Genomic DNA, 6,742 nt, shown 5'->3' with positions numbered 1-6,742 from the left:
CCTCCTCGGCAGCCACCGCGAACCGGCGGCCCTCGTCGGCGGGCGTCACGCCGCCGGGACACACGTCGCTGGCCGACACCTCACCGGCCTGCACCAGGTGGATCCAGCCCACCCCGGCGGCGGCCAGGGTCGCGGCGACGGTGGTCGCCAGCCGGGAGGTGCCGTGCACCGCCACGGTGGCCGTGCGACGAGCCTGCAGCACCGCCTCCGCACCGTCTCCGAACTGGGCTGCCAACGCGCCCAGGTCCGCTGCCAGCCGGGCCGGCGGGGACGCCCGCTCACCGGCAGCACCGGTGGCCCGGGTCAGGAAGCCGGCGTCGTCCAGGGCCGCGACGAGTTCGGCGAGCCCGGCCGGCACGGCGCCGGACGGACGGGCCGCCAGGCTGCCGGCTGGCCGCCACAACAATGCCGACAGCTGCTCGGGCCCGACATCCTCCACGACGATCCGGCGGGTTCCCAGTTCGAGCTGCACATCCCGCCGCGATCGCCACAGCACCACCGCCGCCCGGTTCAGCCGCCGCCCGGTCGGCAGCTGCGCGGGGGAGGTATCCGAAGGCGGGTCGCCGGGAACGGAATCGGGGTACTGGGCTGTCATGGCTAGGACGGTGGCACACCGCCCCGACACGAGCCGGCGGATATCCACAGGCCTGCGGTAACCCTCAACTCCATGTCCACACTTGTGGAAGGAGTTGTGGATAACCTCTGGACGACGCGCCACACCTCTCGTTGAAAAGTTGTGGATAAAGACCCTTTCCCTGAAATGTCAAGGCCTTCGGCCTACCAATCACAGCAGTGGCTCGACTTTGTGCACAGTCGGCCGGTCACGGCTCCGGATTGTCGGTGGCGCAGCTTAGGGTGACGGGCATGGTCGACCCATCCCCGCCGATTGAGGTCAGGCGAAGCAGCCGTCGCCGCCGAACCGTGTCCGCCTACCGCGAGGGCGACAAGATCGTCATCCTGATGCCGGCGCGCACCAGCAAGGCCGAGGAACGGCAGCTGGTCACCGAGATGGTCGACCGGGTTACCCGCCGGGAGGCCAGGATGACGGGCATCGGTGCCCGGCCCGGCAACAGCCAGCTGCTGCACCGCGCGCGCCAGCTGTCGGCCACCTACCTGGACGGGCGGGCCCAGCCGGTCAGCGTGCGCTGGGTCACCAACATGCAGCAGCGCTGGGGATCCTGCACGATCAGCGACCGCACCATCCGGCTCTCGCACCGGCTGCAGTCGATGCCGGCCTGGGTGATCGACTACGTCCTGATGCACGAGCTCAGCCACCTGCTGGAATCCGGCCACAACCGGGCCTTCTGGGCCTGGGTCGAGCGCTATCCGCGCACCGAACGGGCCCGTGGCTTCCTGGAAGGGGTGGCCATGGCGGCTCAGTTGCCGGGGCTGGCGGACTGTGACTCGCCCGACTCGTCCGGCGGCTCGGAAGAACCGGACGATGCCTCGCCCCGCTCCGCGGGGGTGTCCGGCCCGTCCTGGGCGGTGCCGGACGGGCGCACCTCCGGCTCGGCCGCCGGCGGGGTGGCAGCCTCGGCTGTCGGTGCCCCCGCTTCGGTCGGCAGATCGGGCACCTCGGCGTCCCCGCCCCCCGGCCGGAAGCTGGCCAGGTCCGGATCGTCCAGCTCTGGCATCCGCAGATCCTGACCGGCGCCATGTCCAGCCGCGAAGGTCGTCGGGTCGTCGAGGTCGTCGGCGCTGGGCAGCAGGTCCGGATGGCTCCACAAACCGTCCCGGGTAGAGGTGCCGTGCATCTGGTACATCGCCGCCCACAACGCGGCGGCATCGCGCAACCGGCGCGGGCGCAGCTCCAGCCCGACCAGGGTGGCAAAGGTCTGCTCGGCGGGCCCGCCCGAGGCGCGCCGGCGCCGGATCGCCTCGGCCAGCGCCGGGCCTCCGGGCATCCGGTCCCCGATCGCCTGGCCGACCACCGCGTCCACCCAGCCCTCGATCAGGGCCAGCAGGGTCTCCAGCCGGCGCAGCGCAGCGTTCTGGGCGTCGGTGTTCTGCGGTTCGAACAGGCCACCGGCCAGGGCGTTCTGCAACGACTCCGGATTGCTCGGGTCGATGTCGTTGAGCGCGGCGGAGATCGCGTCGGGGTCGATGCTGATCCCGCGGCCGTAGGCGTCCACCGCCTCCAGCAGCTGCTGCCGGAGCCACGGCACGTGGTTGAACAGCCGGTGGTGCGCCGCCTCGCGCACCGCCATGAACAGCCGGACGTCGGCCACCGGCCGTTCCAGGTCCTGCGCGAGGGCGTCGAGGTTGGCCAGCACCAGGGCAGCGGTTCCGGGAGGGCCCAGCGGCAGCCCGATCTCGGTTCCGGTGACCACCTCGCTGGCCAGCGCTGCGATGCCCTGGCCGAGCTGCGCACCGAACATCATGCCGCCGAGTTGGCTCATCATCGGCGCCATCGGGCCGGCCTGGGCGGCCACCTCCGGTGGGATCGCACCGGACATCGCCGACACCACCCGGCTGGCCACCGGGTCGCACAGGGCAGCCCAGGTCCCGATGGTCTTCTCCACCCAGTCGATCTGGCTCCAGGCCTCGGCGGTGGTGATGCCCGAGGGCAGGTCGGTGGCGCCGTCGAGCCAGACGTCGGCCAATCGGACGGCATCGGCGACGGCGGCGTGGTCGGCCGAGGTCATCCGGCGGTGCTGGCCGGCCAGGCTCGAAATCGCCAGCTGGCGTGCCAGATCCCAGTTCACCGGGCCGCCGGAGCCGGCCAGCAGGCGCTGCAACTCCGCGAACAGCGGGATCTTGCCCGCGATGTCGTCTGGATCTCGTCCTGGCTCGTTCTGGCCGAACTGCCCGAAGCCGAACCCGAAGTTGCTCATACCCGTCACGTTATCTCCCAACGGCCGGCGGCTGGCTGCGGTGCCCGGCGGCGTGCGCCCTCAGCGAACACCGCCGAGCGGGACAGCTGGACGGCCAGCCCGGCGGGCTGAACCGGCCGCGGTACACATCGGCCCAGGGCGAAGGACAACGCCGAGCACCGCCTACCGGCCCAACCAGGCCCGACCAGGCCCGACCAGGCCCGACCAGGCCAACCAGGCCAACCAGGCCAACCAGGCCAACCAGGCTAACCAGTCGACCAGTCGATCAGAAAGGCCACCTGGACCGGTGTCGCGGCGCGCGTCCGCCCGCCCGCCGGTCCCGCCGCCTACCGTGCATCGCATGGCATGGCTGTGGTGGTTGCTGGCACCGGTGGTCAGCACCGCGCTGGGTGCGGTCGCGATCTGGTGGCGCGCGGCCGGCGAGACCGGCCGTCGGTTCCGCCGGGCGGACCCGGTGTCCGAGCACCAGGCCCTGCTGCGGGCGCTCGCGCAACAGCCGCCCGTGCTGGCCGCACTGCGGGCAAGCAGCCCCGCGCTGGCCACCGACCAGCCGGCCACCGACTGACCGGACCGCCACCTCCACACCACTCGGACGCCCCGGTCCGCCGCCGCAGCCGGCATCGGCCGCTACTGTGATCGCGATGTCCCGTCAGCTGCGCACCCTCGTCATCGGGGCCGTGCTGTGCCTGGTGCTGGGCATCCTCAGCTTCGGCATGCAGGTGCCGTACCTGGTCGAGAGCCCGGGGCCGACCTTCAACACCCTCGGCACCGACGACGGCAAGGACATCATCGCCGTCAGCGGCCACCCGGTGACCCCCACCACCGGCCACCTGAACCTGATGACGGTCTCGGCCAGCACCGAGAACACCACCATCCTGGGCGCGATCCGGGGCTGGCTGCGGCACGACGAGGTGGTGGTGCCGCACGACAGCCTCTACCCGCCGGGCACCACCCAGGAGGAGCAGGACCAGCAGAACTCCGACGACTTCGTGCTGTCGCAGCAGAATGCCGTCGAGGCGGCCGCCTGCGAGCTGGGCTACCCGAAGGGGCTCGGGGTCAACTCGGTGTCGGAGGACTCTCCCAACGCGGCGGCGCTCAAGGCCGGTGACCAGTTCGTCTCGGTGGCCGGGACCTCGATCGCCGACGACCCGGCGCTGCGCAGGGTGCTGGCCGCGCACCGGGCCGGGGACCGGCTGCCGGCCGTGGTCCGGAGGGCCGGCAAGCAGGTCGAGGTCACCCTGGTGCTCCAGGCGCCGGCGTCCGGCAGCAGCGCCCCCCGGATCGGCATCACCGTGGTGCAGGGCTGCCTGCCGCCGTTCCAGGTGACGCTCAGCCTGACCGGGATCGGCGGCCCGTCGGCCGGCCTGATGTTCTCGCTCGGCATCATCGACAAGATCAGCACCCACGACCTGACCCGCGGCAGGTTCATCGCCGGCACCGGAACCATCGAACCGTCCGGCAAGGTCGGCCCGATCGGCGGGATCGCGCTGAAGATGATCGCGGCCCGGCGGGCCGGCGCCACCCTGTTCCTGGCGCCGGAGAGCAACTGTTCCGAGGTCCGGGGCAACATCCCGTCGGGACTCGAGGTCATCAAGGTCTCCACCCTGCACGAGGCGATCGGCGACCTGGACGCGCAGGCCACCGGTGCCGCCGTGCCGCACTGCTGATCCCGGAACCCGACGAGGCGAGGGCTCGGCCCCGACCAAGCCCGGCCGGACCGGAACCAGCCAGCCCGGGGGCCAGCCAGCCCGGGGGCCAGCCAGCCCGGACGGGTCAGTCGGTGAAGGTGACGCTCAGCGCCGCGACCAGGTTGGGCGCCAGGTCAGGGCCGGTCAGCAGGTCGTCCTCCCCGGTCCCGGCAGTGCTCCGCAGCCGCAGGATGCTCGCCGACCGGCCGTCGCGCAGCACCGCCACCACCAGCCTGGCTTCCCGGCGGTCCGGATGCTCGAGCGCGACGCTGGCCGCCGCCTCGGAGGCCAGGTCGGTCAGGTCCGGTTCCGCCGATGGCGGCAGCAGGACGATCTCCTGGCTGAGGGCGCAGCCGAGCACCTCCTCCGGCCACCCGATCCGGGCCAGCACCTCGTCCAGCGGGCCGTCGGGCAGTTCCTCCTGGGCCACCGGGGTGAGGGAGTCGGCCGAGATCTCGCCGGGATCGCCGGCCGCGCCCTGGCCCAGCAGGGCCGCCGCGGCCGGGTCGGCGGCCAGCACCCGGGTCGGGACCAGCGCGAACAGGGCCGGCGCCAGGTCCCAGCCGGCCTGGCCGACGTAGGCCTCGATCTCGGCCGCGACGGTCTCGAGCAGCAGGTCCGGACGCCGACCGGCGGGGCCGGCCGCGGAGGAGTCGTCAGGCATGGTTCGATCCTGCCATCCGGGCCGGAACGCCTACCCCGCCCGGTACGTTGGCCGAACAGAGCAGGATCGACAGCCGTCCCCGACCGCAAGGGCGTGGACGCAGGGTGAGGAGAGCCTCGTGGCCATGCGGCCTGATATGCCGAGCATCCGGGTGTCGCGGCGCGGCAAGATCGTCATCGGGGTACTCGTCTCGCTGTTCGTCCTGCTGTCGGTCCTCGGCTCGCTGGTCCGGGTGTACACCGACTGGCTGTGGTTCGGCGAGGTCGGCTACCGCAGCGTCTTCAGCACCATCCTGTGGACCCGGGTCGTGCTGTTCCTGCTGGTGGGCCTGGTGATAGCCGCGATCATCGGCGCCAACGTGTTCTTCGCCTACCGGATGCGCCCGCCGTTCCGGCCGATCTCGCAGGAGCAGGAGAACCTGGAGCGCTACCGGGTGGCCCTGGAACCGAGGAAGCGGCTGATCTTCAGCGTGCTGATGGTGCTGGTGTTCTTGGTGGCCGGCACCTCCGCCCAGGGGCACTGGAAGACCTGGCAGCTGTGGCGCGACGGGGTGTCCTTCGGGATCAAGGACCCGCAGTTCCACCGCGACATCTCCTTCTTCGCCTGGGACTACCCGTTCTACCGGCTGCTGCTGGGGCTCGGCTTCAACGCGGTGATCTTCTCGCTGCTGCTGAGCCTGGCCGTGCACTACCTGTTCGGCGCCTTCCGGATCGCCACCCCCGGGCCGAAGCTGACCATCTCGGCCCGCCGGCACGTCACCATGCTGGTGTTCTTCTTCATCGCGCTCAAGGCCTGCGCCTACTGGCTGGACCGCTACGGCCTGGTGTTCTCCGGCCGCGGCAAGGTGACCGGCGCGTCCTACACCGACGTCAACGCCTCGCTGCCGGCCAAGACCATCCTGTTCTGGGTGGCGGTGCTGATCGCGCTGGCGGTGCTGGCCAGCCTGTGGCTCAAGAGCGCCCAGATCCCGGTCATCTCCTTCGTGGTGCTGCTGGTCCTCTCGATCGGCATCAACGGCATCTACCCGGCGATCGTGCAGCAGGTGACGGTCAAGCCGAACGCCAGCGACAAGGAAGCGCCCTACATCGCGCGCAACATCCAGGCCACCAGGCAGGCCTATGACATCGTCACGGACAAGGACGGCGGCACCGTCACCTACCAGCCCTACTCGGTGACCAACCGGCCGGACAACGCCGCGCTGACCGCGACCGACCCGACGGTGTCCAACCTGCGCATCCTGGACCCGAACGTGGTGTCGCCGACCTTCACGAAGTTCCAGCAGCTGCGCAACCAGTACGGCTTCTCCACCAAGCTCGACATCGACCGCTACGAGGTGGACGGCGAGATCCTGGACTACGTGGTCGGGGTGCGGGAGCTGGACGAGAGCAAGCTGACCGGCAACCAGACCAACTGGATCAACGCGCACACCTTCTACACCCACGGCTACGGCTTCGCGGCGGCCGCGGCCAGCAGCGACGTGACCAACACCAAGGAGTTCACCGAGGGCGACATCCCGCCGCAGGGGCCGCTGGACCTGTCCACGCCGCAGGTGTACT

5 protein-coding genes and 2 pseudogenes are annotated in these 6,742 nt (G+C 71.2%); 4 read left to right on the top strand and 3 right to left on the bottom strand.

The window, feature by feature from the left end; genetic code table 11:
• Positions 1 to 595, bottom strand: a pseudogene (locus tag VLJ82_RS16925) (hypothetical protein); the annotation flags it as partial.
• 269 nt (positions 596 to 864) lie between these two features.
• Here VLJ82_RS16925 and VLJ82_RS16920 point away from each other — a divergent pair.
• A pseudogene (locus VLJ82_RS16920) lies at positions 865 to 1,386 on the top strand (M48 family metallopeptidase); the annotation flags it as partial.
• Here the strand turns inward: VLJ82_RS16920 and VLJ82_RS16915 are convergent.
• Positions 1,377 to 2,834: a zinc-dependent metalloprotease gene (locus VLJ82_RS16915; RefSeq protein WP_408664539.1), complete on the bottom strand. Its 1,458-nt coding sequence runs from the start codon at positions 2,832 to 2,834 to the stop codon at positions 1,377 to 1,379. The pseudogene VLJ82_RS16920 and the gene VLJ82_RS16915 overlap by 10 nt on opposite strands.
• Before the next feature lie 340 nt (positions 2,835 to 3,174).
• Between VLJ82_RS16915 and VLJ82_RS16910 the strand changes: the two genes are divergently transcribed.
• Both VLJ82_RS16910 and VLJ82_RS16905 read left to right on the top strand, forming a co-directional pair.
• Positions 3,175 to 3,399 (top strand): hypothetical protein, encoded by a 225-nt coding sequence (locus tag VLJ82_RS16910; protein WP_408664538.1) that lies wholly within the window; start codon positions 3,175 to 3,177, stop codon positions 3,397 to 3,399.
• A gap of 76 nt (positions 3,400 to 3,475) precedes the next feature.
• The gene (locus VLJ82_RS16905; RefSeq protein WP_408664537.1) at positions 3,476 to 4,501 is read left to right on the top strand and encodes a YlbL family protein; all 1,026 of its coding nucleotides are present in this window, start codon (positions 3,476 to 3,478) and stop codon (positions 4,499 to 4,501) included.
• Between the two features lie 106 nt (positions 4,502 to 4,607).
• Here the strand turns inward: VLJ82_RS16905 and VLJ82_RS16900 are convergent, their stop codons facing one another.
• Positions 4,608 to 5,186: a PPA1309 family protein gene (locus tag VLJ82_RS16900; protein ID WP_408664536.1), complete on the bottom strand. Its 579-nt coding sequence runs from the start codon at positions 5,184 to 5,186 to the stop codon at positions 4,608 to 4,610.
• Between the two features lie 124 nt (positions 5,187 to 5,310).
• Here VLJ82_RS16900 and VLJ82_RS16895 point away from each other — a divergent pair.
• Positions 5,311 to 6,742: UPF0182 family protein (locus VLJ82_RS16895; protein ID WP_408664535.1), on the top strand; the 1,432-nt coding region annotated here is incomplete at its 3' end.

It is taken from the genome of Jatrophihabitans sp., assembly GCF_035474675.1.
Taxonomy (GTDB): Bacteria; Actinomycetota; Actinomycetes; order Mycobacteriales; family Jatrophihabitantaceae; genus Jatrophihabitans_A.
Note: the sequence above shows the minus strand (reverse complement) of the source record. Positions and strands in the feature narration are given on the sequence as shown.